Raw genomic sequence first — 24,448 nt, forward strand, 5'->3', positions numbered from 1 at the left:
TTCGTGCCCTCGCGTTGATCAACGGAGCCTTCCCCGCCATGGATGCCATCGCCATTGGTCCGGTGCTAGTGAGCCTGCCCCGGCTCTACGCACTCGCCATCACCCTACTGCTGCTCGCGGCCAGCGCCTTTCTGCTGGGGCTTCCGCGCCGCCGCCATGGTCGCTGGTTCAACGGCCTGATGCTGGCCTGGTTGCTCGGTGCTCGTCTCGGACATGTGGTGATGCACTGGGAGGCGTATCGGGACGACAGGCTCGATATCGTGAGCCTGTGGCTGCCTGGGTATAGTGCCGTGTGGGGGCTGGCTGCCGCGGCCCTCTGGACCCTGTGGGCGCTGCGTGATCGTATGGCCGCCCTGCTGGGCGCCCAAGGCCTGACCCTGCTGGCGACACTTGGCTGGCTGGCGCTGGTCAGCTGGGCCCCGCTGTCCGCCAGCCCTGCTCCGCAGCAGGTGCCAGAGCTGACCCTGGAAGATGTCGACGGAGCGCCTATCGCCTTGCGTACGCTGACGGGCGACGCTGCCGGCAAGCCGATGATCATCAACCTATGGGCGACCTGGTGCCCCCCATGCCGGCGGGAGATGCCGCTGCTGGCCAAGATCGATCAGCGCGATGATGTCACCGTGATCATGGCCAATCAGGGCGAGCCGCTCCTTCAGGTCACCCGCTATCTGGATCAGGCCGACCTCGACTTCCGCTACGCGCTGCTCGACCCGCGTCAACAGCTGCTGGCCGCAAGCCAATCCCCTGGCCTGCCGACGACCCTGCTGTTCAGTGCCGATGGCAAGCTCCTCGAACGCCATGTGGGGGAGCTGACGCTGCCCCTGCTGGATGACTGGCTGAATCGCTGAGCAGCTGCCACGCTCTTCTTATACTGCAGGTGAAACGCACCCGCAGTCTCAGGACCGAGGCGGCCACCCCGCCTCGGCCCGCCCATCTTCTGTCGCCTTCTTCCCGTCGCCTGCAACATCGCCGCTTTGCTCCCCCGCGTCACGGGATCGGCCTGCGACGACTCTGCAAAGTCATCCCCGGCGCGACAATCGCGCTTAAGCCAGACTGAAGATTGCTGTAAGATACCGCGCCCTGTCGGCGGCGGGCCCGGCCCGCGACCACGAACCGTAACGACGCATCTCCCGAGGCATCATGAGCGACTTCTCTCCCGGCCAGCGCTGGATCAGCGACGGCGAGGCCGAACTCGGCCTGGGCACCATCCTGAATTGCGACGCGCGCAGCGTCACCGTGCTCTTCGGCGCCAGCCAGGAAACCCGCACCTACAGTACCCGTCTCGCGCCCTTGACCCGCGTCGCCTTCGGCAGCGGCGACCGCATCCAGTCTGCCGAGGGCTGGCAGATGACGGTGGACGATACCAAGGAAATCGATGGACTGATCGTCTACATCGGCGAGGACGACGCTGGCGAGCTGTGCGAGCTGCCGGAGGCCCGTCTGGCCGACAGCATGCAGTTCGACCAGGCCCGTGACCGCCTGCTGACCGGCCAGGTCGATCGCAACGACTGGTTCGACCTGCGTTTTCGTACCCTGCACCACCACCACCGGGTGGAGCAGAATCCGGCACTCGGCCTGGCCGGGCCTCGCATCGATCTGATTCCGCATCAGCTCTACATCGCCGACGAGATCTCCTCCCGCCAGGCGCCACGCGTGCTGCTGGCCGATGAGGTGGGGCTGGGCAAGACCATCGAGGCTGGGCTGATTCTGCACCGCCTGCTGCTGACTGGCCGGGTCGAGCGCGCGCTGATCCTGGTGCCGGCGAGCTTGACCCATCAGTGGCTGGTGGAGCTGCTGCGCCGCTTCTCGCTATCGGTGACCCTGCTCGACGAACAGCAGAGCCAGGCCCACGGTGACAGCAATCCCTTCGATGCTGGCCAGCTGGTGCTGGCAAGCCAGGATTGGCTGTTTGCCAATCCTCACCGCCAGAGCCAGGCGGAGGCCTGCCAGTGGGACCTGTTGATCGTCGACGAAGCACATCACCTTGAGTGGCATGACCAGGACCAACAGGACGAGGGGAGCGAGCAGGAGGTCGGCCCGGGCTACGCCTGCGTCGAGCGTCTGGCCGATGCCACCGAGGGCGTGCTGCTGCTGACCGCTACTCCGGAGCAAATGGGACTGGCCAGCCACTTCGCACGCCTCCGGCTGTTGGACCGTGACCGCTATTCCGATCTCGACGCCTTCCGCGCCGAAGAACAAGGCTATGTCGGCGTGGCCCAAGCCATCGACGCACTTGCCGGCAGCTCGGAGCACGCCCTGGATGCCAGTGCCCGCGACGCGATCGGGGCCGTCGCCGACGACAGCGACAGCCAGGCCCTGCTGGCGACGCTATCCAACCCCGAAAGCAGCAGCGAACAGCGCGAGCTGGCGAGCGCCCAGCTACGTGACCAACTGCTCGACCGGCACGGCACGGGGCGGGTGATGTTCCGCAACAGCCGCCGCCATGTGGGTGGATTCCCCGAGCGCCGCCTGCACGTGGATAAGCTTGAGCTGCCGTCCTCCTACCGTCGCGTGCTGCGCCGCCTTGGCCGCGATGAAGACTATCTGGACGAGCTGCTGATCGAGACCGGGCTCGATCATCCCGAAGTAATGATCTACCTGGATGGCATGTACAGCGCACTGAGCGAGGATCCGCTCAACGCAGAGCCCTGGTGGCAGTTCGACCCACGCGTGACCTGGCTGCTGGAACGCCTGACCGAGATGGGCGATGACAAGGTGCTGGTGATTGCCCATGATCGCGAAACCGCGCAGGGGCTGTCTGATGGCCTGCGAGTGCTCGGCGGTGTCCAGGCTCCGGTGTTTCACGAGGATCTGTCGCTGGTGGAGCGCGACCGCGCCGCCGCCGCCTTTGCCGACGATGAAGACGGCTGCCAGGTGCTGGTCTGCTCTGAAATAGGCTCCGAAGGCCGCAACTTCCAGTTCTGCCGTCACCTGGTGATGTTCGACCTGCCACTGCACCCGGATCAGCTCGAACAGCGCATCGGTCGCCTCGACCGTATTGGCCAGCGCCACGCCATCGAGATTCATGTCCCCGTGTTCGAGGGTAGCCCCGGCGAGAAGCTGCTGCGCTGGTACCAGGAGGGCATGGATGCCTTCAGCGCGCCCCACGGACTTGGCAATGAGCTGTTCGATGCCTTCGGCGATGACCTGGCCGAAAGCCTGCTGGATGACGAGGCTCTGGACGACGTCATCACTGAGACACGCGCGCTGTTCGACGCCAAGCTGGCAGAGCGTGATGCGGGCCGCAACCGCTTGCTGGAGCTCAACGCCTGTCGCCCGGAGCGGGTCGAAGCCGTGCGCGAAGCGATTGTCGAGCTCGATGAAGACCGTGCGTTGCCGCGCTACCTCGATCAGGCGCTGGACATCTTCGGCGTCGACAGCAAGGAACTGGGCAACGATCTGACGCTGCTGACCCCTGGGCCTCATATGCTGGATGGCCTACCTGGGCTGGTGAAGGGGGAAGAAGGCTTTACCGTGACCACTTCCCGTTCACGGGCTTTGGCCAGGGACGACGTCCAACGACTGTCGTGGGAGCACCCTCTGGTGCGCGAAATGATGGGGCGCATTCTCGACGGCGCCATGGGCAACACCGCCCTGGCACTGCTCAAGCACCCGGCGATTCCGGCGGGCAGGCTGATGGCGGAGCTGGTCTTCCGCACCCACTGTCCGGCCCCCAAGCGACTGCACCTCAACCGCTTCATGCCCCCCACCGCCGTGCGGGTGCTGCTTGACGAATCAGGCGCCAACCTGACCGACAAGGTGTCCTTCACGGGTCTGTCGAAGAACCTGAAGAAGGTCAAGAAAGCCGTGGCTCGAGACCTGATCAAGAGCCGCCACGACCAGCTGAGAGACCTGCTCGACAGCGCCGAAGCCGAGGCCCAGCGCGAGCTGCCGACGATCGTCGAAGCCGCCCAGGTACGCATGCGTCAGCGTCTGGACAACGAGCTGACGCGACTGGAAGCCCTGGCACGACGCAACCCATCGGTGCGCGAGGATGAAATCACCGCCCTGCGTGAGGAACGTCAGGCGTTGGATCAGGCCATCGAAGGCACCCGGTTAAGGCTCGACGCGGTACGCGTGATTGTGACCATCGACGACGACACCCGCTGACCCGGCGGGCACCACAGCGCTCGAGAATGCACCAGCGCCTCCCTGGCGGCCTGCCAGGGCCGCCGGGCCCCTCACCGCGTGGTCGGGGCCTGGTGGTATCAGGCGAGGATATCCTCCAGCGCTTGATCCAAGGTCGGGTAACGAAAGGTGAACCCCTCCTCCTCAAAGCGCTGAGGCACCATCCGTGCGCCCGTCAGCAGCAACCTGGACATCTCTCCGAGTAACGTCTCAAGCACCAGCGCCGGAACCGGAAAGGGCGTTGGGCGCTTGAGATGCCGACCGATGGCCCGGGTAAACTCACGATTGGTCACCGGCTGCGGCGCACTGCCATTGAAGGGACCCGACAGATGGGGCTTTTCGATCAACCACAGCAGCATCTCCACCAAGTCCTCGCGGTGGATCCACGGCATGTATTGATCCCCCTTGCCCAGCCGTCCGCCCAGCCCGAGCTTGAAGGGCGGCAGTAGCTTCTTGAGCATGCCCCCACCCTGATCCAGCACCAGGCCAGTTCGCAGGATGGCCAGGCGTACCCCATAGGCCTCTACCCCCCTTGCCGCATCCTCCCAGCGCTGGCACAAGCGATGGACGAATTCATCATGGGGTGTCGTCTGCTCGGTCACTGGCGCAGCGTCATCGCCCCCGCCCTGATCACCGTAGTAGCCCATGGCCGAGCCACTGACCAGTACCTGCGGAGCGCTTGCGGTCTGGGACAGTTGCTCGCACAACATCACCAGCTCCTTGGTGGCGTTCACCCGCGAGTCAATGAGCCGCTCTTTCTGGCTATCGCTCCAGCGCTTGTCCGCAATCGGCTCACCGGCCAGATTGACCAGCGCAGCAGGGGGCTTGTCGACGAAGTCCAAGGCACTGCTGCGCACATCGACGCCCTCTGGCAAGGCCTTGGCCGCCTTGGCTGGCGCGCGCGACACCACCTGCACCCGATGGCCATTGTCGACCAGCCGGCGACATAGACGTTGCCCGACAAAGCCACTGCCACCCGTGATCAATACTCGCATGGACACCTCTCGTTGATCCCTCAAAGATGTGCGATCAGCGCTGACGGCTGCGCACCTGCGCTTCTCATCAGCCTAGACGTTGCGCTCACGGCTGGTCGAGAAGTTTATTTGACTCAAGTTGTACATCATTTGTACGCTTAGGTCATATCACAACACGCCGAGCTTGGGAGTCGGACATGATGCGACGACAAGTTGCCATCATTGGAGCAGGCATCAGCGGGCTAGCCTGTGCCAATCGGCTGACAGCACTGGGTCACCGCGCCGTCCTTTTCGACAAGGGACGCGGTCCAGGTGGCCGTGCAGGTTCCAGGCGACAAGGTGAACAGTCTCTGGACCTAGGCGCTCAGCACTTCACGGCGCGACATCCCGACTTCCAAGCCGCTGTCGACACTTGGCGTGAGGCTGACATCGTGGCCCCTTGGCCCAGCATGCTGTACTGCGTCGACCATGAGCGGCAATGGCGCTCGCATCAGGACGACGAATCACGCTACTGCGGCACCCCACGCATGAGCGCCCTGACTCGACACCTGGCGACGGGGGAAGAGCTGATCCCCTCCACCCGCATCACCCAATTGCACGAACGCTTAGATGGCTGGTGGCTGGAGGATCACCATCAGGATCTCCATGGCCCCTTCGATCACGTGGTCGTGACCGCGCCGGCTCCCCAGGCAACGCCGCTGCTGCGACCTCATGATCCGGCGCTGGCCGCCGCATGCTCGGAGATCGACATGCAGCCCTGCTGGAGTGCCTGGGTCACGTTCGACGCACCGCTAACCCTTCCCGGGGTGGACCCAGGCTGGCCGGTGGCCCGTTTCGACGAAGGCCCTATACGCCTGGCGATTCGCCACAACACCAAACCCGGCAGAGATGAAGCGGCAGAAACCGTGGTCCTGCTAGCCACCCAGCGCTGGAGCCAACAGTATCTCGAAGATGACGCATCATCGATCGCCCAGCGACTGCTCGACGCCTTCACCGATAGACTGCCAGCGGCAACCGCCCTGCCCGATGTCACCCTGGGAGGTGCCCATCGCTGGCGCTACGCCAACGCAGTCAATTGCCTCGGTGAGGAAGACCACCGCATCGGCGACAGCGGCCTGGTACTGGCCGGTGATGGCTGCCGAGGCGGGCGCATCGAAGATGCCTGGCTATCCGGCAGCCATGCCGCCGAACGCCTCGTGTCGCTGGTGGGCGCGCCATGAACGTCTGGCGAACCGAAGCGGGATACCGCAACATTTTCGGCACCCTGCTCACCGGCAGATACCACGCGATCATCGCTTTTTAACAGGAATCCGTTCATGTCATACGCCCTGATACTTCTCGCACACGGATCCAGCGACCCCAAGTGGCGAGCCCCATTCGAGCAATTCCGCGATGCGCTGGTGCCACGTCTGGGAACGCCCATCCGGCTGGCCTACATGGAGCTGTGCGAGCCATCCCTGGAAGCCACCGTGGCGGAACTGAGCGAGGGCGGCATTCACCAGATCGAAGTATTGCCGTTGTTCTTCGCCGCTGGCCGCCATCTGCGCAAGGATGTGCCCGCGCAGATCGACGCCCTGAAGGCGGAGCACGACCAGCTGTCGCTGACACTGCTTCCACCGGTTGGCGAACACCCGGCCTTCGTCGAAGCGCTGGCCAGTGCGGTCGCGGATCAGGTCGGGGAATCGCTCGACGCGGACCAGTAACACATGCAAACAGCGTGAGCGAAAAGCAGTAAAGCTGTTGTACACTTTGTACCGTCTGTACAGCTCGGCACTGGCTGTACCGTCGATTTGATCCAGCAGGTTCAAAGGACACGGCGCTTTCGCGCTTTTACTTCGCAACAGGACACGCATCGAGGCCCCCATGAGTCATACGGCGCCCCCCACCGAATCTCCTCTCTACCCCATCCGCGAAGTCTCGCGGTTAACCGGGGTCAATTCGGTGACCCTGCGCGCCTGGGAGCGACGGTATGGGTTGATAGAACCCCGTCGCACGCCCAAGGGGCACCGCTTGTACGCCCGCGAGGACATTGAGCGGGTCGAGCGCATCCTGCAATGGCTGAATCGCGGCGTGCCCGTCAGTCAGGTCAAGGACCTGCTGGCGCAACCCGAGCCGGCCGAACCTGCCCCCACCGCGGCAGGCGACTGGCCAAGTCAACGCCGGCAGGTACTGAGTGCGGTCGACGCGTTGGACATGGACCACCTGGACAGCCTCTATCAGCAGGCACTGGCGCTGTATCCGGTCGGTACCTGCCTGACCGAGCTATGGCAGCCGGTGATCCTGGAACTCGAAGAGCGCTGGGAGGGACAGCTGGGTGCCGCGCTGCAGCGACGCACACTGGAGAGCTTCCTGCGCACCCGTATCGGCATTCGGCTGTTTCACGCCAACCGAATCGCCCGCGGCCCCACCCTGCTGCTGGATACCTTGCCTGACGATGATGGCGCGCTTTGGACGCTGATGATGGCGCTGGCCGCCAGCGAGAGGGGCTATCGCATTGTGCTGATGGATGATCCTCTCCCCTTCACCGACCTGCCCCTGGCTCTCGAGCGCCTGCGTCCTGGCGCAGTGGTGCTGTGCAGCGGCAAGGCAGAGCGTGCAGACGTGGTGCGCCGACTGCTGCCGCGCCTGGCCGAGCAGCTCGATACCACGCTGGCATTGTGTGGTCCCGTTGCGCGCATCAGGGCCGCTGAATTGCAGGATAGCGAGATTGAGGTGCTGGGTGACGACATTCCCATGGCGCTTGATCGTCTGAGGCCGCTGATCCGCCAGCACTGATCCAACAGTACTGGTTCATCAACACCGGATCATCAGCACCGGCCCATCAATACCGATCCATCAATACCGAGGGCGCCCCTTTGTAGGCGAGAAGCGCCGCCCAACGCTTCTCGCCAGACCTCCTCGCTAGTGCTCTAACGTCCGGCCAGCCATCGTCTGCCGACGCCCAACCCTCCATGACCGATCCTTCAACACGAGGAGGCCACTCCATGCCTGTCACCCTGGTCTGGTTCCGAACGGACCTGAGAGTCCACGACAATACCGCCCTGTTCCATGCCAGCCAGCGGGGTCCCGTCATCGCGGTATTTCTTCACGCCCAGGAGCAATGGCGCGAACACGGACATGGAGACAACAAGCTCGACTTCATCGCGCGCGGTGTCGAAGCACTGGGAGAATCCCTGGCACAGCGCAATATCCCGCTGATCCAGCTCGACACGCCCACCTTCAAGGAAGCGCCCGAAGCGCTGATGCGCCTGGCCGACGAGCTCGGCGCAGATGCGCTGTACTTCAATCGCGAGTACCCGCTGGACGAATGGCAACGTGACCAGGCGGTACTGGAAGCTGGCGACAACAGCGACCTGGAGGTGCGTGCCTTCCGCGATGCAGTGGCCTTCAGCCCAGGCGAGCTGCTCACCGGCAAGGGCGACTACTATGGCGTGTTTACCCCCTTCTCGAAAGCCTGGCACAAGGCCATCAGCAGCGAACGCCTCGAGGTGCTGGACGCGCCTGCCAAGCAATCACCGGTGGAAGTGTCAGCAACAGCCCGTCAGCGCACTCGCTACGATGACAAGGCGGTCGATGGCCGCCGGTGGCCGGCAGGAGAAGAGGCTGCCGCGGACCGTCTATCGGCCTTCCTGAGCGGATCCATCAGCAGCCCTGGGAAACGCTACAAGGAGGACCGCGACTTCCCGGCCAAGCGAGGCACCAGCGAGCTGTCTCCTTACCTGGCCATGGGCATGATCTCCTGGCGCCAGTGCATGCAGGCCGTCATCTCGATCAATGACGGCAGCCTGAGCGATGGCGACAAGGGCCTGACGACCTGGGTCAGCGAGCTGATCTGGCGCGAGTTCTACCAGCATGTGGCCGTGGGCTTCCCCAGGGTATGTCGATACCGCGCTTTCCAACGTCATACAGAAGCCCTTGAGTGGCGCGATGCCGACGACGATTTCGCCGCCTGGTGTGAAGGGCGTACCGGCTACCCTCTGGTCGACGCCGCCATGCGCCAGCTGGTCTCGACCGGGTGGATGCACAACCGATTGCGCATGGTGACCGCCATGTTTCTCACCAAGCACCTGCTGATCGACTGGCGCCGCGGCGAGCGCTTCTTCCTCGAACACCTGGTCGACGGGGAGTTTGCGGCCAACAACGGAGGCTGGCAGTGGGCTGCTTCGACGGGCACCGATGCCGCCCCGTACTTCCGCATCTTCAACCCCACGACACAATCCGAACGCTTCGACCCCGACGGCAACTTCATTGCCCACTGGCTGCCGGAGCTGGCTGACCTCCCGGCACGCCAGCGCCACGCCCCATCCTCGGACCTCCTCAGCAGCAACGACTATCCTCGACCGATTGTCGAGCACAAGGCGGCTCGCGAACGAGCGCTCGAGGCCTTCAAGTCATTGTCCAAGGATGACTAGGGCAGACGCGAGCACCGACAGGGAGACCACGATGATCGACGACCCGCAGCTGGCAGCCTTCTGCGACACCTTTAATAAGCTGGACAAAACCTGTACAGAAAAGCTATACAGTATATATTCTGATGACATCGTGTTCATCGACCCGCTCCACCGGGTCAACGGCATCAACAACCTGAAGGCTGATTTCGATGCCATGTATGCCAACGTGATCACGTGCCAGTTCGACTTCAGGCATGCTGTGCGTGAGGGACAACATGGGTTCGTGACCTGGACCATGGCACTGCAGCATCGGCGTCTGGCACGGGGGAAACCCATCGCCGTGGAGGGCTGCTCGGCGCTGACCTTTGCCTCCGGCGAAGGCGGCAAGGTGATTCGCCATCAGGACTATTTCGACGCCGGAGCACTGCTGTACGAACGCCTGCCCCTACTGGGAATGCTGGTTCGCCGAATCAAGCGTATCGCGGCAGGTTGAAACCCTGACCAGCCATCCCACGTAGCTGGCAGTCAGCAGCATCTGGTACCAGCAACAGTGAGGATGACATGGCTCGCGACCCCAACCCACAGCGCATATGGCTCACCGGTGCCACTTCAGGCATCGGCGAAGCGCTGGCACAGCGCCTGCTGGACGATGGCCACCGGGTGGCACTGACCTCCCGCAGCCGCTCAGGCCTTGAAACGTTGGCCGGCCAGCGCGACAACGCACTGCTGGTGCCCGCTGACGTCACCGACCTGCAGGCGATGAAGGACGCAGCAGCCGTCATCGCTGATGCCTTCGATGGCCTCGACATGGTGATCTTCAATGCCGGCACCTGCGTCTACCTGGACGGCGGTCGCGTCGATACCTCGCTGGTAAGAGACAATTTCGATCCCAACTTCTTTGGCACCATTCACGCACTGGAAGCGGCGCTGCCGCTGCTGCATCAGGCCCGCGACCAAGGTTCACGCCCGCTGATCGCCGTCACCTCCAGCGCCTCGGCCTATCTTCCCCTGCCCAGGGCCGAAGCCTACGGCGCCTCCAAGGCGGCGCTCACCTACTTCTGCGAATCATTGCGCCTCGACCTGGCCCATCAGCAGATTGATGTCAGCGTCATTCACCCTGGCTTCGTCAAGACCCCACTGACCGAGCGCAACGACTTCCCCATGCCCATGGCCGTGACCCCGGAAAAGGCCGCGAAGGCCATTCTCGAGGGACTCTCGGCGCGCCGCCGAGACATTCACTTCCCTCGCCGCTTTACCTACCTGGTCAAGCTGCTAGGCGTCATGCCCCTGCGCCTGAGGGTCGCGATCGGCAAGCGGCTGGTGCGACGCGAACACGATACCGAGATGTCTTCACAGCAGGAGAACGACGGATGACCCGACCTGAACCCGGGCCACACGCACAACGTATTGCAGTGATTGGTGGCGGCATCAGCGGGCTATCAGCGGCCCGCTACCTGAGTGCCCGTCACCAGGTCACCCTGTTTGAAGCAGCGGATCGCCTGGGCGGCCACACGGCTACCGTCGATGTCGAGGTGGACGGTCAAGATTACGCCATCGACACCGGGTTCATCGTCTTTAACGACAGGACCTACCCCCACTTCCAGCGCCTGCTCGATCATCTCGACGTTGCCTACCAGCCCACCGAAATGAGCTTTTCGGTGCATCGCACTGACGTCGACTTCGAATACAACGGCCACACCTTGGCCTCGCTTTTCGCCCAGCGCCGAAACCTGCTGAGACCCTCGTTCTACCGGTTGCTGGGACAGATAGTGCGCTTCAACCGCCAGGCGATTCATGACCTTGCCAACCATGACGCGAATACAGATCCTGACCCGCTGCTGCTGCCTCTAGGCGACTACCTGGACCGCGAAGGCTTTAGTGAAGACTTCCAGCGCCACTACTTGCTGCCCATGGGCGGCGCGATCTGGTCCGCCAGCCTGGCCGACATTCGCGCTTTCTCGACGCGCTTCTTCCTGCGTTTCTTTCATCATCATGGGCTGCTATCGATCAACGACAGGCCTCAGTGGTTCACCATCAAGGGCGGCTCCCGCACCTATATTGACCGCCTGACTGCGCCCTACGCCGACAGCATCCGGCTGGCCACTCCCGTCCATGGCATTCGCCGGGAAGCCGATGCCGTCGTCATCCGCACGCACAGCGGCGAAGAGCGCTTCGACCAGCTGGTCCTGGCCTGTCATGCGGACCAGGCCCTGGCACTACTGGAGGATCCGAGCCCGGCGGAGCGCGAGATACTTTCCGCCCTGCCCTATGCAGACAACGAGGTCGTGCTGCACACCGACACTCGGCTGCTGCCACGCCGGTCACGCGCCTGGGCCAGCTGGAATTACCGTCTTGATGGCCGCGCCGACAGCGCGAACGTCTCGGTTACCTACGCCATGAACATCCTGCAACGACTTGAGGCGCCGCATACCTTTTGTGTGACCCTCAATGACAGCGACAGCATCGCCGCCGACAAGGTACTTGGACGCTTCACCTACGCACACCCTCAGTTCACCCAGGCAGGTGCACTGGCCCAGGGTCGCCACGCCGAGATTTCCGGCACCCAGGGTCGCACCCACTTCTGCGGAGCTTACTGGCGTCATGGGTTCCATGAAGATGGCGTCTGGAGCGCCTTGCGGGTGGCCCAGGCGCTGGGCTGTGACGAGCTCGACCATGAGCGTCTCAGGGAGGCGACGTCATGATCACGACGCCGCGCTCGCGCATCTATCGTGGCACCCTGCGTCATCGCCGCTTTCTGCCTCGCCAGCACTCCTTCGACTATCGCGTGTGGATGGCGTTGCTGGACCTGGATGAGCTCCCCGCACTGTTCGATGGTGTGCCCGGCTTCAGTGCCAGGCGGCCCGCACTGGCACGTTTCCGCCGGGAAGACTACCTGCCCGCCCGAGGCCAGCAACTGTCACTGGCAGAGGCAGCCAGGGAAGAGGTGCGCGAGCGTCTGGGAGCCGCCCCAGAGGGACGCGTCACCCTGCTGACGCAACTGTCGTCACCCTGGGTCAGCTTCAATCCCATATCGCTCTACTACCTCTATCACCCTGCCGACGAGACAGGAGAGGAGCGGCTCGGCGCGGTGCTGGGAGAGGTCACCAATACCCCCTGGAGAGAGCGAACCCGATACGCTAGCGCAGTGGATGGCAGCCGCCACACGCATCGCGCGGCGTTCGACAAGGACCTTCACGTTTCGCCCTTCCTGCCCATGGGCATGACCTATCAGTGGCGCTTCAACAGTCCCGGAGAGGCGCTGTTCATGCACATGGAAACCTGGCGAGACGAGCAGCGCCATTTTGATGCCACGCTCACCCTGGAGGGCCAGCCTGCTACGCGCGGTGCCCTCATATCGACGCTGGCACGCCAGCCCTGGATGGCCACCAAGACACTGGCCGCCATCCATTGGGAGGCGCTCAAGCTGTGGCTCAAGGGCGTTCCCTTGCACGATCATCCGCCCCCCGCAGAGGGTGCCACGCCTCAGCCAAGGGAGAGTCAGTCATGACCTTGACCACACGCCAGTCCAGCGCCAGCGATACTGCACCGCCGCCCCCGTCAAGCGGCTCTCGGTTAGCCCAAGGAGTCCAGGACATGACCACCCTGAGAACACAGCAGCACGCTATCGCCAGCAGCGAAGAAGGCAGACTGTCGCGTTGGCTGAAGCCTCGCGTGCTGGGCCACTTGGCCAAGCTCAAGCACGGCCACATCACGCTCATCGATGGTCACGAACGCCACCTTCTCGGCGAGGACGGCGAGCTGTCCGTTACCCTGGTGGTGCGTCACAGTCGCGCCTGGAAGCGTATGGCCATGGGCGGCTCGGTGGGTGCTGCGGAAGCTTACATGGAAGGCGATTGGGACGTTGACGACCTGGTCGGCTTGATTCGCCTGTTCGCCCTCAACATCGATCAGGTCAATGACGACGTGGAAAGAGGGGTCGCCAGCCTTGGCCGACTCCTGCTGTCGGGGCTGCTGCGACTGCAGCGCAACAGCCGCAAGGGCGCCAAGCGCAACATCGCGGCGCACTACGACATCGGCAACGACCTGTTCGAGACGTTCCTCGACCGCGAGCACTGGATGTATTCCAGCGCCGTCTTCCCAAGCCCGGATGCCAGCCTGGAGGAAGCCTCGACCCACAAGCTGGACGTCATGCTCGACAAGCTGGATGTGCAGCCCCATCACCACCTTCTCGAGATTGGTACCGGCTGGGGCGGGCTGGCCATTCATGCCGCCAAAACCCGCGGCTGCCGCGTCACCACGACCACGATCTCCGAGGAACAGTATCAGCATACGGCGCGTCGACTGGCCGAAGAGGGGCTGGACGACCAGGTCACGCTGTTGAAACAGGACTACCGGGAACTGAGCGGTCGCTATGACCGGATCGTCTCGGTGGAAATGATCGAGGCCGTCGGCGCCGACTACCTGCCGCTGTACCTGAAGACACTCGATACGTTGCTCGCCCCACGCGGGCTGGTGCTGTTGCAAGCCATTACCGTACGGGACCAGCGCTACGAGGCAGCGCGCAAGGAAATGGACTTCATCAAGCGCTATATCTTTCCGGGTGGTTTCCTGCCTTCACCGACCGTGCTGCTCACCCAGCTGACGCGACACACGTCCCTGAACCTGATCGATCTGGATGATATCGGCATGCACTATGCTCGCACCCTGCGCGAGTGGCGCCACCGCTTTGAAGCCAATCTGGATCGTGTCGCACGGCTGGGCTATGACGAGCGCTTCATTCGCATGTGGCGCTACTACCTATGCTACTGCGAAGCCGCCTTCCTGGAGCGCACCATCAGCACCTGTCACCTGCTGCTGGCCAAGCCCGATGCGCGTCCTCCGACCCGGCTCGGAAGGCCGTAATCTTGGCCCGCTCTCGGACAACCTGGCCTTGGCTTGCGCTCAATGCGGCTGGCTTCCAGCTGGGTTGGCTGGCCTGCGTCATCGGCGGTGCGGGCGTGGGCGGCATCGTCGGCGGCGTGGTGCTCGCGGCTCATCTCCTTTGCATGGCGCGCCCTGGGGAGTGGCGCTGGCTGGTTATCTTCGGGCTGATGGGGCTTGCCATCGACGGTAGCCTGGCGCTGCTGGGGGGCTATCGCTTTGCGCCTGAAGACGTCCGGGTGGGACCACTGGCGCTGTGGCTTTTGTGGCTGTGGCCTCTTTTCGCCATGCTGATTCATCACTCGCTCTACTGGCTGTGGGCGCGTCCCTGGCTGGCAGCGCTGGGAGGAGCCATCAGTGCCCCGCTGTCCTATTTCGGCGGCGCCAAGCTGGCAGGGGTAGCGCTAGCCCCGTGGCTACTGCCGAGCCAGGCCGTCATCTGGGCGCTGATCTGCCTGACGGTCAGCCTGGCGGCGGCTCGTGGCTACCTCACGCCACCGCCTGGCGAGAACCGCTCTCCAGCGGCTGACTGACGCTCTCGCGCCATAGCGCCTCCAGCTCATGGGCCGGCATGGGTCGCGCGTAGAAGTAGCCCTGGACCTCATCACATCCAACCTGCCGCAGATAGTCACGCTGTTCGGCGGTTTCCACCCCCTCTGCCACCACCTCCAGGCCCAGTCCCCTGGCCATGGCCATCACCGCATCGACGATGGCGGCGTCGGCGGTCTCGTGGGGCAGCGCCTTGACGAAGGCTCGGTCCAGCTTGAGCTTGTCCAGCGGTAGCTCCTTGAGATACCCCAGCGACGAATACCCCGTACCGAAGTCATCGATGGCGATACGATGCCCAAGATCCCTCAAGCGCTCCAGCCTGGGCGCGATGTCGCCGCCACGATCATCCAGCAGCACTGACTCGGTCAGCTCCAGCCCCAGCCAGTGAGAGTCGACTTCGTGGCGTGCGCGTCCCGTGGCAAGGGTCTTTTCCAGGTCCCCCTGGAACAGCTGCATGGCCGAAATGTTGATCCACACCGGCAACAGCGGCAGCCCACGCGAACGCCAATGGGCGAGCTGTGTCAGCGCCTGGTGGATCACCCAGTCCCCCAGAGGGGCCATGAGGCCGTGACGCTCGGCCAGGGGAATGAACTCGGCCGGTGACACCAGCCCATCGCGTGGATGGCGCCAGCGAAGCAAGGCTTCCATGCCGACCATGGCCTCATCGGACAGTCGATGCTGGGGCTGATAGTGAAGCTCCAGCTGGCCACCCTGAGCGAGGGCTTCGCGCAGGTCATTGAGCAGCGCCAGGTTGGGGCTGTCGCTGACGTCCAATGCCGGCCGAAACCTCAGGCACAGATTGCCGCCGCGTCGCCGCGCGGAGACCAGCGCGGACTCCAGTCGCTGGAACAGCACACCATCATTGTCACCGTCCTCGGGGGCACGACAGCTGCCAATGGTGATGCCCAGGCGCAGGGTGCTTCCGTCGATCTGAAACGGCTCCCCCAGGTGGGCCTTCAATCCCTCGATCCAGCCTTCGTGGTCATCGTACGTGGTGGTACGCAGGACCATGAATTCATCTCCGCCCAGTCGACCGACCACGCCCCCGGCCACATGACCGGCCAATCTTTTGCCGAAACGCGCAAGCAGGCGATCTCCGGCACTGACGCCCAGGCTCTCGTTGATCTCGCGAAAGCCGTCAATATCGATGAGGGCCAGGTCCAGGCTTTCTCCTGCACGCAGGTGACGCAGACGAGAAGACAGCAGCTCATGTAGCCGAAAACGGTTGGGCAGGCCGGTCAATGGATCCTCCCGCCCGATGCGTCGCAGGTCCTGCTCTCGCGCCTTGCGCAGAGATATGTCGGTGAAGGTGGCAATGTGGTGCTCGGGATGGCCACGGGCATCGGAGATCACCTGAACCTCCAGCCACATCGGATATTCATTGCCATCCTTGCGCCGCTGCCACAGCTCACCTTCCCAATGACCTGTGCTGGTCAAGGCCTGCCAGAAACGTTCGAAGAAGGCGCTGTCATGGCGCGCCGCCGCCAGATTGCTGGCGCTCAGCCCCTGAACCTCTGTCAGCTCATAGCCCGATAGTTCGGTGAAGGCCGGATTGACCGCCTGTATCTGATGCTGGGCGTCGGTGATCATCACCGCTTCGCCGGACTGACGCATCACCTGCTCGGTCAGCCGCGCGCGGCGTTGCTCGAGCTTGATCTGGCGCCAGCCATCCCACAGCGCCACCGCCATCAGTACGACGGCACCGAGCCGCAACGACACGCTGGGCAGCCATAAAATCGCCGACATGGCGCAGAGCCCGAGCCAGATCAGCGGGCGGTTAAAGGAGAGACGAGGCCACATGGTCGATACGGACTCCCGCTGGAGAGAACAGGCGAAATTGCTGTCCTATCGTTATCGGCCGACAGTAGGAAATCTGTAGTGCAAGATTCCTTTTCCGAGCAACCACGACCATGATCGAAGGTCCACGGGGTGCATTCGGCCCCCACGAACAGTAGACTAGGCAGGCCGCGTGGCGGCAGATTGCCGTACGCGGCGTACATCACTTCGACTCTCGGAACGCTCCAGTGACCAAGCAACACTCTTTTGATCGCGATGAACTGCTGGCTTGCAGCCGCGGTGAGCTGTTCGGCCCGGGCAATGCCCAGCTGCCGGCCCCCAACATGCTGATGCTCGACCGCATCACGCGCATTTACGAAGAGGGTGGCGAGTACGGAAAGGGCGAACTGATCGCCGAGCTCGATATCCGCCCCGACCTGTGGTTCTTCGACTGCCATTTCCCGGGTGACCCCGTCATGCCTGGCTGTCTCGGCCTCGATGCCATGTGGCAGCTGGTGGGCTTCTATCTTGGCTGGCTCGGCCATCCCGGACGTGGCCGGGCACTGGGCTGTGGTGAGGTCAAGTTCAGCGGGCAGATCATGCCTGAAGCCCAGAAGGTTACCTATCGCATCAATATCAAGCGCGTCATCACCCGCCGCCTGATTCTGGGCATGGCGGACGGCACTGTCTCCGTCGATGGCCGCGATATCTATCAGGCCAATGACCTGCGCGTCGGCCTGTTCACCTCCACCGCGAATTTCTGATCAGGAGGCTTCCATGCGACGAGTGGTAGTCACCGGCCTGGGTATCGTGTCCTGCCTGGGCAATGACCGGCAGCAGGTACTCGAGGCACTCAAGAACGGCCAATCCGGCATTCGCTTCAAGGAAGAATACGCCGAGCGCGGCTTCCGCAGCCAGGTGGCGGGCGTGGTCGATATCGACCTGGATACCCTGGTGGACCGCAAGCTGCGCCGCTTCATGGGCGATGCCGCCGCTTACGCCTATGTTTCCATGGCTCAGGCCATCGAAGACTCTGGCCTCAGCCCGGAGCAGGTCTCCAATGAACGTACCGGCCTGATCGCTGGCTCCGGCGGCGCTTCCAGCGCCAACCAGGTGGAAGCCGCCGATGTCATGCGTGAGAAAGGCCTGCGCCGCGTTGGTCCTTACCGTGTCACCCGGACCATGGGCAGCACCGTGTCCGCCTGCCTGGCGACCCCGTTCAAGATCAAGGGCGTCAACTATTCCATCTCTTCCGCCTGTGCGACCTCTGCACACTGCATCGGCTCAGCGATGGAACAGATTCAACTCGGCAAGCAGGACGTGGTCTTTGCCGGTGGCGGCGAAGAAGAGCACTGGACCTTATCGTGCCTGTTCGACGCCATGGGCGCCTTGTCCACCAGCTACAACGACGATCCGGCAACCGCCTCTCGCCCCTATGACAAGTCTCGCGATGGCTTCGTCATCGCCGGTGGCGGTGGCATGCTGGTACTCGAGGAGCTCGAACACGCCAAGGCCCGTGGCGCCAAGATCTATGCCGAGGTAGTGGGCTACGGTGCCACCTCCGACGGCAAGGACATGGTGGCTCCCTCCGGCGAAGGCGCCGTGCGCTGCATGCGCCAGGCCATGGCCACCGTGGACGGCGACATCGACTACATCAACACCCACGGCACCTCCACGCCGGTAGGGGATGTGGCCGAGTTGAAGGCGGTGCGCGAAGTGTTCGGCGACAGCACTCCGGCGATGAGCTCCACCAAGTCACTGACCGGGCACTCGCTGGGCGCCACCGGGGTGCAGGAAGCTATCTACTCGCTGCTGATGATGGAGCACGATTTCATCGCTGCCTCCGCCAATGTCAGTGATCTGGACGATGAAGCCCAGGGCTTCGACATCGTCACTCAGCGCCGCGATGGCGTGAAGCTTGACCGGGTGCTCTCCAACAGCTTCGGCTTTGGCGGCACCAATGCCTGCCTGGTACTTCAGCGCTACAGCGACTGATACTTCCTCTAAGCCGTCATCACGACGGATAGCAAGAAGCCAAAAAACGGCGCCTTTGGGCGCCGTTTTTTCGCTGGATGGACACACTTTCTCTTATATTTTGCTCGATTAACTACAAACTAGCTCACAGCAAACAGGCATCGCCAGAGTGGTTGAGCGGTCGACTGGGGCCATGTTTACACTTCCTTCCGTCGGCGCCGCCCCAAGGCTTCTGCAGCGCGTCACCAGCGGCGCCATTGGATGCCTCTCTCAAGGAAGATGCTCATGAATCTCCGTCATACCCTGTCTGTGACCGTTGCCACCCTGGGCTGCAGTCTCCTCCTCTCTGGCTGTGAAAACATGTCCACTGACGACATGATCAGCACCGGCCTCGCCGGCTTCGACGCTGCGACCATCAGCGATGAGGAGATCCAGGCCATGTCCGCTCAAGCCTGTGAGCAGATGGATGCCGAATCCGCCATCGCCACTCCCGGCTCCGAGTATGCCCAGCGTCTGCAGCGCATCGCCGACAACCTGGGTCACCAGATCGACGGCATCCCGGTCAGCTACAAGGTCTACATGACCGACGACATCAATGCCTGGGCCATGGCCAACGGCTGCGTGCGCGTCTACAGCGGTCTGATGGATATGATGACCGACAACGAGATCGAGGGGGTATTGGGCCATGAGCTCGGCCATGTGGCGCTAGGCCACAGCAAGAAGGCCATGCAGACCGCCTACGCGACCTCCATCGCCCGCGACGCCATGGCGGCATCCGGCAATGGTGCGGTAGCCGCCCTGTCCAGCTCACAGTTGGGCGATTTGAGTGAAAAGTTCATCAACGCGCAGTTCTCCCAAAGCCAGGAGAGCGACGCTGACAACTTCTCGTTTGACCTGCTCACTGATCGTGGCATTCCTCGCGAAGGCCTGCTGACGGGCTTCGAGAAATTCGCCGACATGGACGGCGGCGAGAGCAGCCTGATGTCATCACACCCGGGCTCCAAGGATCGCGCCGACAACATCCGCGAGCGTCTGGCCAACGGCTAGGCCGGCGACGCTGACGGCGTCACTGGTGCTGCTTGCTTAACCGACAAGGCCTCTTCCCACGCCGGGAAGAGGCCTTGTCGTGTCTTCAGGCGCGCCGTCGCCAGGTCTCAAGCGGTCTCGGTACGAGAAGCCGGTTGGTGGGGACGAGGCACGCTGGATATCTCAGCAAGTGTCGCCTCGATCCAGGCCTCGGTGTCTGCCAGCACTTCATCAGGGGTGCGCCCTTGTGTGGCGATCGGCTCACCCACCACCAGTGAGATACGACCAGGACGCTTGACCCAGTCTCGGCCGGGCCAGCATTCACCGGCATTATGTGCAACGGGCACCACGGGGACTCCTGCACGACAGGCGATCACCGCACCACTCTTGTTGTAGCGGCGACGCTTGCCGGGATCGACCCGCGTGCCTTCGGGGAAGATCAGCACGGAAAGCCCCTCCTTGAGACGCTGTCCACCCTGGCTGAGCACCTGTTTCATGGCGCGAGCCGGCTTGGAGCGATCCAGTGCAATGGGGTGAAGCAGGCGCAAGCCCCAGCCAAAGATCGGGAAGTTGAGCAGCTCTTTCTTCAGTACCGTGCAGACCGGAGGCTTGAGCAGCTGAAGGTAGACGGTCTCCCACTCGCACTGATGGTTGGACAGAATCACTACCGGGCCGTCGGGCAGATTTTCATGCCCCTGCATCTCGTAGCGCACGCCACATACCAGGCGGAACCAGGCAATGATGAAGTGGTTGTAGAGATTCAGCAGCCGGTAGCGCGAACGCAGTGGCAGCAGGGGGGCAGGAGGCAGAAACAGCAGGCCGCAGACCAGCATGGCCGCAAAGTAGCCGATGTAGAAGATGACGCTGCGCAGCACGTTCATGGGGTTGCGTCCCCCTTGTCCTGGATGGCGGCGGCATCATCACGCGCCTGGCACCAGGTGTCGAGCATGCGGCCCACCTCCAGTCGCCATGGCTTCTGATGCACGCCAAACACCTCCAGCACCCGACGGCAATTGAGGACGCGGCGTAACGGCTGATCGTGGTGATGACTCAGCGCCTTGACCTCGCCCAACGCAATCTGCTCGCCCTGCCCTTCCAGCCGCGTCCCCAGCTGGGTACGCACCATGCAGACAAAGGTGTAGGCGCTGACCGGCTCGACACCTGCCAGGTGATAGCTGCCCCAGGCATCCGCGCCGCAGGCTTGCTGCTGGAGCATGCCTATCAGTGCCATGGCCACTGCATCGGCGGAGGTGGGACAGAGGGTGACATCCGTTTCGGCACGTACCACGCCACCACTGATCAAGGTATCCAGCAGCTCGCCCAACCAGGCGTGACTGCCTTCCAGGGCGAACATCGGGCCCACGCGCACGATCAGGTGCTGGTGGCACTCTGCCCGGATTCGGTCGCCTGCGGTCACCAGGCGGCGCAGGCCTTCATCGCGAGGGGCCGGAATGACATGCTCGTCGATCGGCGAGGCATGACCGTCCTCATACAACTGGTCAGATACGCACCAGACCAGAGGAATACCGACATCGCGACAGGCCTCCATGCAGGCCTCGACAGCCTCGGCGTGTTCCATCACGGCGGCGGGGGGCACGCTGAAAGGGCGCGACAACGGTGGAATGATCAGTGCATCGGGCGCAATCGCCCGCAGCTTGTCCGCTCCCACCCGAGTGGCAGGATCGATCACCAGCTCCGTATCACCGCGCCGGTTGCTTTCCCGTGCCAGGGCCAGCGACAGGCAATGCCCCGCATCCAGAATCAGCAGCTTCACGACGACTCCTCGTCCATGAGGGCAGCGTGCAGGTCTGCACGATACCCTTGGCGTTACGGCGGATACTCCCTCGACGAGGCAGCACCAAAAGGCCACATTCTACACCAACTGCTGGTGAAACAGCGCCCCTCCCATGGCACGCGCTGCCGTCCTCGGCGGTGTCTTCCACATCACCTGCGTATGGACGGCTTGTAGACCTGCTCATGCAGATATCTAGCGGTCAAGCGGCGCTCAGCCGAGGCTGGTGGCAAGCCCCACCAGGCTGACGACCACCAGCACCACGCCAAGCACCCGGAAGAACACCTCGGAACGCGCTCCCAGCAGTGCCTGATGCACTCGCTCACCCAACACGTGCCCCACCAGAGCACAGGGCAGCAGCCACAGGTGGTGCTCCAGCTGCAGGTCGACACCGGCGATGATGAAGGACACCATCTTGATCACCACCAGGATGAACCACAGCACAAACAAGGTATCGCGCAGCTGGTACTTGGCCACGTGGGAGGCGAACACGGCCACGATCAGCGGCGCCCCGATCAGCGACGTGCCGCTCACGTACCCGCCCAGCGCCAGCAGGGCGACATCGACGCCCTTGCTGCGACTTCGAAACGGGCGGTTCAGGGCGTAGCTGGCGCCGTAGATGATGACGATCACGAAGATCACCGCCGTCATCAGCTCTGCCGGCAACGTCAACAATCCGACGACGCCTATCAGTTTGGGGATGATCATGATCGACAGCGCCCGCTTTAAATAGCGCCAGTCGATGTTGCTGTGCTCGCCGCCCGCCTCCTGCTTGATCTGGCGACTGCCGCGCCAGGCGATCCAGCTGGAGAAGATCAACAGATGCACCGCCACGATGGGCAGAAAGACCAGCGGCTCATCCAGTACCAGCAACAGAAATGGCAGCGCCAGCACCGCACCGCCAAAGCCAAGGCTGGTGCGCACAAAGCCGCTCCAGCAGAAGATCAGCCCAATCAGGGCATATTGGTACCATTCGAGACCGGCCACGTCGCGGGCACTCCATTGCGTCCAGGGGAGCTATCACTGTACGGAGTTGGTGGGCAAAAATCAGTAGCCCGCTCACTGTATCGACCTTCTGTCCCAATCTCCCGAGGCCCATCGACCAGGGTCATGTCTGGTGACCCGAGTGGTCCACCAGCACCGCTCATGAAAGGCTGACGCTAGCGACTTTTGGCTGCTCGCCATGGAGCAGTCTGCTCTTTTGCGCCGGGGGCTCGCTCGCCTAAAGTGACATGGCGTCATGCCCTCCCCACCGCCGACAGCAGATGAGGATGCCCCTTGGATGTTGAACCGCCCGTAACGATCGGCAAGAAGCGGCGAGCGTTCTCGATCATCGTCGTCTTCAGTTTCCTGTTCGTCGGTACCCTGATTGCCCTGGCCATTCTCGTCGGGCCTTACCTTTACGCGCCACTCGAGTCCCTGTTCTTCGGCACCGCCCGCCGCGCTGCAGACGCCAATGAACAGCACTACAGAGATCATGTCTGGGTGATGTACTCCATCCCCAGCGCGCTCATCTCCGCCTGGCTATGCAGAGTCATGTTCCGCCGCAAACCCCATCGCCGGCGGCGACCGCTGAGGCGCAAGCTGGCCCAGCAGAGAGCGAAGAGGCGCCGGATGGGGGCCAGCGACGGCCTGAGCGGAATCAACGATCATCAGGCAGAAGACGAAGGGGGCGAAGACGCATGGGGCGAAGACAACGTGCAGCGAAGGGGGCGCGGGTATCGCCACATCCTGCCAGGCCATCGGCATAGGCATCGGCACGTTCATCCCAACGACAGGCGGTGATGACCGACGGCCCCACACGCAGTGATCCCATCTCCAGCCAGCAACGGGCCAGCTTGCCCACCAACGAAGAGACCCCGCTTCCGCGGGGTCTCACGACACGACTAGCCAAGACAGCAAGCCAAGACTGGCTGCCTGGCTTAGGGAAACACTGCATACATGCCTGCGCGGACGAATCGCTGCGTTGCGCGCTGCTCGAACACCCCGCCTTTACCGAATAGGCAGTGGGTTCTGCACTACGGGCGTCTGACGCTTCTTCCGCTCGGCTGACGTATTCTGCACTTCCTTGGATACGCCCAGGTCAGAACGGAATTTCGTCGTCGAAGTCGTCGAAGTTGCCCGGGTCTGGAGCACCAAAGCCGCCTTTCTGGCCGCCTTGGTTCGGCGCCTGCTGGGGCGGACGGTTCTGCTGACCACCGCCCTGCTGACCGCCGCCAAAGTTACCGCCCTGCTGGGGCTGGCCACCGCCAAAGTTGCCGCCCTGCTGGGGCTGACCGCCACCAAAGTTGCCGCCCTGCTGGGGCTGGCCACCGCCGAAGTTGCCGCCCTGCTGGGGCTGACCACCACCGAAGTTGCCGCCCTGCTGGGGCTGGCCACCGCCGAAGTTGCCGCCCTGCTGGCCGCCGAAGCCGCCACCCTGGCCGCCTTCACCCCGACCGTCCAGCATCTGCATGTCGCTGGCAACGATTTCGGTGGAATAGCGGTCCTGGCCATTCTGGTCCTGCCACTTGCGCGTCTGCAGGCGCCCTTCAATGTAAAGCTTGGAGCCTTTCTTCAGGTACTGCTGCGAGATTTCGGCCAGCTTGTTGAACATCACGACCCGATGCCACTCGGTACGCTCCTGGCGCTGGCCGCTCTGGCGGTCCATCCAGGTATCGGTAGTCGCGAGATTGAGATTGGCCACGGCGGTACCCGAGGGGGTGAAGCGTACCTCCGGGTCCTGACCGAGGTTGCCGATGAGGATGACCTTGTTGACGCCACGGGCCATGGTTGACTCCTTGATACAAATAATGATGCCGAGACATGCAGGGTACGACCCTCACGCCTCGAAGAGGTTCTTTCGACACCGAATACCGGGTCGGCGTCACGTAAGACAGGTGTGGCTACTATACGCGAGATCACAACAGTTGGCCGCTACATCGGGCGCCCCGGCATGACCTGACCCCGCCAGGCGT

22 protein-coding genes are annotated in these 24,448 nt (G+C 63.3%); 16 read left to right on the forward strand and 6 right to left on the reverse strand.

Translation table 11 applies throughout. From position 1 onward, the window contains the following. Positions 1-38 precede the first annotated feature (38 nt). Both KUV41_RS01390 and rapA read left to right on the forward strand, forming a co-directional pair. Positions 39-848, forward strand: coding sequence for a TlpA family protein disulfide reductase (locus KUV41_RS01390; protein WP_222483837.1), 810 nt, complete (start codon positions 39-41; stop codon positions 846-848). A 292-nt stretch (positions 849-1,140) separates the two neighbouring features. Continuing rightward, on the forward strand, positions 1,141-4,110 hold the full coding sequence (gene rapA / locus KUV41_RS01395) for an RNA polymerase-associated protein RapA (protein ID WP_222483839.1): 2,970 nt from the start codon (positions 1,141-1,143) through the stop codon (positions 4,108-4,110). 98 nt (positions 4,111-4,208) lie between these two features. Here the strand turns inward: rapA and KUV41_RS01400 are convergent, their stop codons facing one another. Beyond that, positions 4,209-5,123, reverse strand: coding sequence for a TIGR01777 family oxidoreductase (locus tag KUV41_RS01400; protein ID WP_222164129.1), 915 nt, complete (start codon positions 5,121-5,123; stop codon positions 4,209-4,211). A 176-nt stretch (positions 5,124-5,299) separates the two neighbouring features. On the opposite strand from KUV41_RS01400, the gene KUV41_RS01405 reads away from it, so the two are divergent. The 10 genes from KUV41_RS01405 (at position 5,300) to KUV41_RS01450 (ending at position 14,907) form a co-directional block, all read left to right on the forward strand. After that, entirely contained in the window at positions 5,300-6,322 is a 1,023-nt protein-coding gene (locus tag KUV41_RS01405; protein ID WP_206944140.1) for an NAD(P)/FAD-dependent oxidoreductase, read from the forward strand. 96 nt (positions 6,323-6,418) lie between these two features. Then, the gene (locus tag KUV41_RS01410; RefSeq protein WP_206944141.1) at positions 6,419-6,805 is read left to right on the forward strand and encodes a sirohydrochlorin chelatase; all 387 of its coding nucleotides are present in this window, start codon (positions 6,419-6,421) and stop codon (positions 6,803-6,805) included. Between the two features lie 160 nt (positions 6,806-6,965). Beyond that, complete coding sequence (locus KUV41_RS01415; protein WP_206944142.1) at positions 6,966-7,877, forward strand: MerR family transcriptional regulator; 912 nt, start codon at positions 6,966-6,968, stop codon at positions 7,875-7,877. A gap of 209 nt (positions 7,878-8,086) precedes the next feature. Continuing rightward, a complete protein-coding gene (gene phrB / locus KUV41_RS01420) occupies positions 8,087-9,514 on the forward strand; it encodes a deoxyribodipyrimidine photo-lyase (protein WP_206944144.1) in 1,428 nt (475 codons plus the stop codon). Positions 9,515-9,545: 31 nt separating this feature from the next. Beyond that, the gene (locus KUV41_RS01425; RefSeq protein WP_222483841.1) at positions 9,546-9,986 is read left to right on the forward strand and encodes a nuclear transport factor 2 family protein; all 441 of its coding nucleotides are present in this window, start codon (positions 9,546-9,548) and stop codon (positions 9,984-9,986) included. Between the two features lie 68 nt (positions 9,987-10,054). Continuing rightward, positions 10,055-10,867: an SDR family NAD(P)-dependent oxidoreductase gene (locus KUV41_RS01430; RefSeq protein ID WP_222164134.1), complete on the forward strand. Its 813-nt coding sequence runs from the start codon at positions 10,055-10,057 to the stop codon at positions 10,865-10,867. Then, entirely contained in the window at positions 10,864-12,195 is a 1,332-nt protein-coding gene (locus KUV41_RS01435; RefSeq protein WP_222483843.1) for an NAD(P)/FAD-dependent oxidoreductase, read from the forward strand. Before KUV41_RS01430 ends, KUV41_RS01435 begins: the two co-directional genes overlap by 4 nt. Continuing rightward, positions 12,192-13,001, forward strand: coding sequence for a DUF1365 domain-containing protein (locus KUV41_RS01440; protein ID WP_222164136.1), 810 nt, complete (start codon positions 12,192-12,194; stop codon positions 12,999-13,001). Before KUV41_RS01435 ends, KUV41_RS01440 begins: the two co-directional genes overlap by 4 nt. A gap of 86 nt (positions 13,002-13,087) precedes the next feature. Further along, positions 13,088-14,356, forward strand: a complete 1,269-nt coding sequence (locus KUV41_RS01445; RefSeq protein ID WP_222483845.1) for an SAM-dependent methyltransferase — start codon at positions 13,088-13,090, stop codon at positions 14,354-14,356. A gap of 2 nt (positions 14,357-14,358) precedes the next feature. Further along, entirely contained in the window at positions 14,359-14,907 is a 549-nt protein-coding gene (locus KUV41_RS01450) for a DUF2878 domain-containing protein (RefSeq protein ID WP_261395881.1), read from the forward strand. Here the strand turns inward: KUV41_RS01450 and KUV41_RS01455 are convergent. Beyond that, positions 14,864-16,723 carry a putative bifunctional diguanylate cyclase/phosphodiesterase gene (locus tag KUV41_RS01455; RefSeq protein ID WP_206944158.1) on the reverse strand — a complete coding sequence of 620 codons (1,860 nt, stop codon included), beginning with the start codon at positions 16,721-16,723 and terminating at the stop codon, positions 14,864-14,866. The two genes, KUV41_RS01450 and KUV41_RS01455, sit on opposite strands and share 44 nt — an antisense overlap. 224 nt (positions 16,724-16,947) lie before the next feature. Between KUV41_RS01455 and fabA the strand changes: the two genes are divergently transcribed. The 3 genes from fabA to KUV41_RS01470 all read left to right on the forward strand — a co-directional run bounded on the left by fabA (position 16,948) and on the right by KUV41_RS01470 (position 19,720). After that, complete coding sequence (gene fabA, locus KUV41_RS01460; protein ID WP_206944160.1) at positions 16,948-17,463, forward strand: 3-hydroxyacyl-[acyl-carrier-protein] dehydratase FabA; 516 nt, start codon at positions 16,948-16,950, stop codon at positions 17,461-17,463. 13 nt (positions 17,464-17,476) lie between these two features. Continuing rightward, a complete protein-coding gene (gene fabB / locus KUV41_RS01465; protein ID WP_222483848.1) occupies positions 17,477-18,694 on the forward strand; it encodes a beta-ketoacyl-ACP synthase I in 1,218 nt (405 codons plus the stop codon). A 264-nt stretch (positions 18,695-18,958) separates the two neighbouring features. After that, the gene (locus KUV41_RS01470) at positions 18,959-19,720 is read left to right on the forward strand and encodes a M48 family metallopeptidase (RefSeq protein ID WP_222239070.1); all 762 of its coding nucleotides are present in this window, start codon (positions 18,959-18,961) and stop codon (positions 19,718-19,720) included. Between the two features lie 107 nt (positions 19,721-19,827). Here the strand turns inward: KUV41_RS01470 and KUV41_RS01475 are convergent, their stop codons facing one another. The 3 genes from KUV41_RS01475 to KUV41_RS01485 form a co-directional block, all read right to left on the reverse strand. Continuing rightward, positions 19,828-20,580 carry a lysophospholipid acyltransferase family protein gene (locus KUV41_RS01475; RefSeq protein WP_222239069.1) on the reverse strand — a complete coding sequence of 251 codons (753 nt, stop codon included), beginning with the start codon at positions 20,578-20,580 and terminating at the stop codon, positions 19,828-19,830. Then, a complete protein-coding gene (locus KUV41_RS01480; RefSeq protein WP_206944168.1) occupies positions 20,577-21,473 on the reverse strand; it encodes a sugar nucleotide-binding protein in 897 nt (298 codons plus the stop codon). Before KUV41_RS01480 ends, KUV41_RS01475 begins: the two co-directional genes overlap by 4 nt. A 231-nt stretch (positions 21,474-21,704) precedes the next feature. Next, entirely contained in the window at positions 21,705-22,478 is a 774-nt protein-coding gene (locus KUV41_RS01485; protein WP_206944170.1) for a TSUP family transporter, read from the reverse strand. A gap of 291 nt (positions 22,479-22,769) precedes the next feature. On the opposite strand from KUV41_RS01485, the gene KUV41_RS01490 reads away from it, so the two are divergent. Then, entirely contained in the window at positions 22,770-23,276 is a 507-nt protein-coding gene (locus KUV41_RS01490) for a hypothetical protein (RefSeq protein WP_222164139.1), read from the forward strand. A 298-nt stretch (positions 23,277-23,574) separates the two neighbouring features. Here the strand turns inward: KUV41_RS01490 and KUV41_RS01495 are convergent, their stop codons facing one another. Next, positions 23,575-24,261, reverse strand: a complete 687-nt coding sequence (locus KUV41_RS01495; protein ID WP_206944176.1) for a single-stranded DNA-binding protein — start codon at positions 24,259-24,261, stop codon at positions 23,575-23,577. Between the last annotated feature and the right edge of the window lie 187 nt (positions 24,262-24,448).

This window comes from Halomonas sp. DP8Y7-1, assembly GCF_019801685.1.
GTDB lineage: Bacteria > Pseudomonadota > Gammaproteobacteria > Pseudomonadales > Halomonadaceae > Halomonas > Halomonas litopenaei_A.